Below are 2,955 nucleotides of genomic sequence, written 5' to 3'. Positions count from 1 at the left end.
CCGCCACATCACCAAACGTCACTGCACACAGCAACATAACCGCTTCCGCACCGCAACGACCCCAACCGCTTCCGTACCGCCACTACTCCCGCACCGCGACCACCATCGAACTACCGCGAATCCTGTCCAGCATCAACCCGGAATCCACATCACCGAAAAAGCAGGTCACGGAGTGGAGAGGAGGCCGGGAGGGCTATGGGTCGTGACGTCGTGGCCTAGTCGGGTATGGAGTACGAAATCACGAACCAGCCAGCGTTCGCCGAACTCGTACTGACACTGGAGACAGGGGAGGAAGTACGGGCCGAGTCGGGGGCGCTGGTCAGCTACTCGGGAACGGTGGAACTCTCGCCGGGAACGGACGAGACGCCGGAGCACGCTTCCCTCGGCGAAGGGACGCCGTTTTCCACGACGTTCGCCGCGAATCAACCCGGAACCGTCCGCCTCGCGCCGCCGTTTCCGGGCGACATCTTTCGCTACGAACTGCGGGACGAATCGCTGTACGTCCAGTCCTGTTCGTTTCTCGCCGCGGAATCGGGTATCGACTTCGAGGCGACGTTCGACGGCGAGGAGACGTTCGTGAAATGTGCCGGGGATTTCCTCCTCGAACTGTCGGGCGCGGGTCTCGCGTTCCTATCGAGCTACGGGGCAGTCTCGGTGGTGAGTCTCGACCCCGGCGAGCGATACGTCGTGGACACGGGGCACGTCGTCGCGTTCGAAGGCCCCGTCGATTTCGACGTCCACCACGTCGATGGACTTCGATCACCCGGCGACGGGCGGGGTGGTCTCCTCTCCGAGTTCGAAGGTCCGGGAACGATTTGGTTACAGTCGAGGAGTCCGGTGGCGTTGCTGTCGTGGCTGCTCCCGAACATGCCGGGTGAACACTCACAGCAGTAGTTGTAACTGTCAACGACAAGAGGCGGAATTTGCGCCCCGCACGACGCTTATTTATGGGGAGGTAGAACGGGTGAGTATGCGAGAGGATTTCCTCTTACTCAACCCGGGTCCGGTACCCCTCGCTCGCGACGTTCGACAAGCGATGAGCGAACCGATGGTCTCACACCGTTCTGCGGAGTTCGAATCCGTCTACGAGGACGCCCAGAACGGCCTCGACTACGTCTTCGAGCGTTCGTCGCTCGACGGGACGCCGACGACGGAGTCCGACGGCACCAGCCTCATCTTTAACGGAACCGCGACGATGGCGATGGAAGCCGCCGTCGCCAACCTCGCAGGTGAAGACGACGAGGTGGTTTCGGTCGTGAACGGCAAGTTCGGCCGTCGCTTCAAGCGAATCGCCGACCGCTACGCGAACGTGACGCCGGTGGCGTTCGACTGGGGCCAATCCATCGACCCCGAGGCGGTCGCGGAGGCCGTCACCGACGACACGAAGGTCGTGACGATGGTCCACAACGAGACGAGCACCGGTCTGCTGAATCCCGTCGCCGAAGTCGGGGAGATCGCGGCCGAACACGACGCCTACTTCGTCGTGGACGGGGTGACCTCCCTCGGCGGCGACGAGTTCCTAATCGACGAGTGGAACGTCGACGTCGCGGTCACGGACGCCCAAAAGGCCCTCGCGGCCCCGCCGGGAACGAGCGCGATGTACGCCACGCCCCGCGCACAGGAGGCGTTCGACGGCGAGAGCGCACCCTTCTACGAGGATTTGGAGTGGCACCTTCGAAAAGCCGACTCCCACCAGACGCCGTTCACGAGCGCGGTTCCGCTGTTCCGCGGCCTCGCTCTCGCCGTCGGCCACATCGAGGACGAAGGAATGCCCGAGCGCATCGCCCGCCACCGCCGTCAGTCCAGCGCGTTCCGCGCGGCGTTCACGACGATGGGCCTCTCGATGTTCCCCGAGCGAAACGACGCCTCGGAGTACTCGAACACCCTCACTGCCATCTCGCTCCCGGCTTCCGTCCGGGAGAACCCGACCGACTTCTTCGACACCGTCACCGAACGCGGCGCGAGCATCAGCGGCGGTCAGGCCCACCTCGGCGGCGAAATCTTCCGCGTGAGCAACATGGGCAACCTCTCCGACGAACAGATCCTCCGCGGCGTCCGCACCATCGGCGAGGCGTTCCTCGAAGTCGGCGCGGACGTGGACGTCGAAGCCGGGATGGCCGCCGCCCGCGAACAACTCCGCTAGCGAACCGTACTCGATTCATTTTTCGTTGATTCGTTCGTCTTCGTAGAGAGTGCACCTCCCGAGTCGTGGATGTTGAAACACCAAAATCGAGGTACTCCCGTAGCGAACGATCGAAGGAGTTGAAACGTCAAAAACCGCTATCCGTAGTTCACGACCGAAGCCGCGATTCGTCGCCGGTGCCCTCGGTCAGCGCGCTCGCGACGGCACCTTTCAGGACGACTTCGTCCCCGAGGGTCGTCACCTGCACGTCCGGGACGTTGTTGAGCAGGTGGTTGCCGACGCGTTCCCGGATCGGGTCCACGACGAGTTCCTCGTTGTTGAGGACGACAGCGCCGCCGAGGTAGACCACGATGGGCGCGTAGGCTTGGACGACGTTCGCCACGCCGACGGTGTTCCAGTGGGCGACTTGCTCGATGACGTGGTCGGCGAAGGCGTCGAGGCCGGCGTACTCGAACACGTCCTTTGCCGAGAAGTCGGGGTCGTCGAGCGGGAGGGACGTCGCCACGCTCTCGTCTTCCTTCGCCAACATGCGGGCGTACTCGGGGATGTTGTTACCCGAGCAGTAGGCTTCCCAGTGGCCGTCCTTGCCACAGCCACAGGTTCGTCCGCCGTGTGGATCGACCAGCATGTGTCCTACTTCGCCCGCGTTGCCGTCCCACCCAGTGAGGACGTTTCCATCGACGCTGACTCCGGCACCGATACCGCTCGAAATCGTGATGTAGACCATGTCGTCGGGGTTGCGGTCGCTGTAGAATCGTTGCCCGATAGCGCCCGCATTGGTGTCGTTGTGGAGGAATATCCGGTCGCTCCCG

The 2,955-nt window shown here is 63.6% G+C and carries 4 protein-coding genes; 3 read left to right on the top strand and 1 reads right to left on the bottom strand.

Features of this window, described 5'->3' with window-relative positions:
- The 3 genes from WBV42_RS09650 to WBV42_RS09640 form a co-directional block, all read left to right on the top strand.
- Window positions 1-206, top strand: a 206-nt coding sequence (locus WBV42_RS09650) for a hypothetical protein (protein ID WP_423985833.1), incomplete at its 5' end; no start/stop codon positions are given.
- Between the two features lie 19 nt (window positions 207-225).
- On the top strand, window positions 226-894 hold the full coding sequence (locus WBV42_RS09645) for a TIGR00266 family protein (protein WP_423985832.1): 669 nt from the start codon (window positions 226-228) through the stop codon (window positions 892-894).
- Between the two features lie 76 nt (window positions 895-970).
- Window positions 971-2,143 carry a pyridoxal-phosphate-dependent aminotransferase family protein gene (locus WBV42_RS09640; protein ID WP_423985831.1) on the top strand — a complete coding sequence of 391 codons (1,173 nt, stop codon included), beginning with the start codon at window positions 971-973 and terminating at the stop codon, window positions 2,141-2,143.
- A gap of 148 nt (window positions 2,144-2,291) precedes the next feature.
- Here WBV42_RS09640 and WBV42_RS09635 read toward each other — a convergent pair.
- A partial coding sequence (locus WBV42_RS09635) for an ROK family protein (protein ID WP_423985830.1) occupies window positions 2,292-2,955 on the bottom strand: 664 nt, incomplete at its 5' end.

Source organism: Haladaptatus sp. (assembly GCF_049589095.1).
Classification (GTDB): domain Archaea; phylum Halobacteriota; class Halobacteria; order Halobacteriales; family Haladaptataceae; genus Haladaptatus.
The sequence above is the reverse complement of the archived record's forward strand: the minus strand, read 5'-3'. Positions and strand labels throughout refer to the sequence as shown.

Excerpts from the sequence above, each read along its gene's own strand:
- WBV42_RS09645 (WP_423985832.1), top strand. The coding sequence starts at position 226 with ATGGAGTACGAAATCACGAACCAGCCAGCGTTCGCCGAACTCGTACTG.
- WBV42_RS09640 (WP_423985831.1), top strand. The coding sequence starts at position 971 with ATGCGAGAGGATTTCCTCTTACTCAACCCGGGTCCGGTACCCCTCGCT.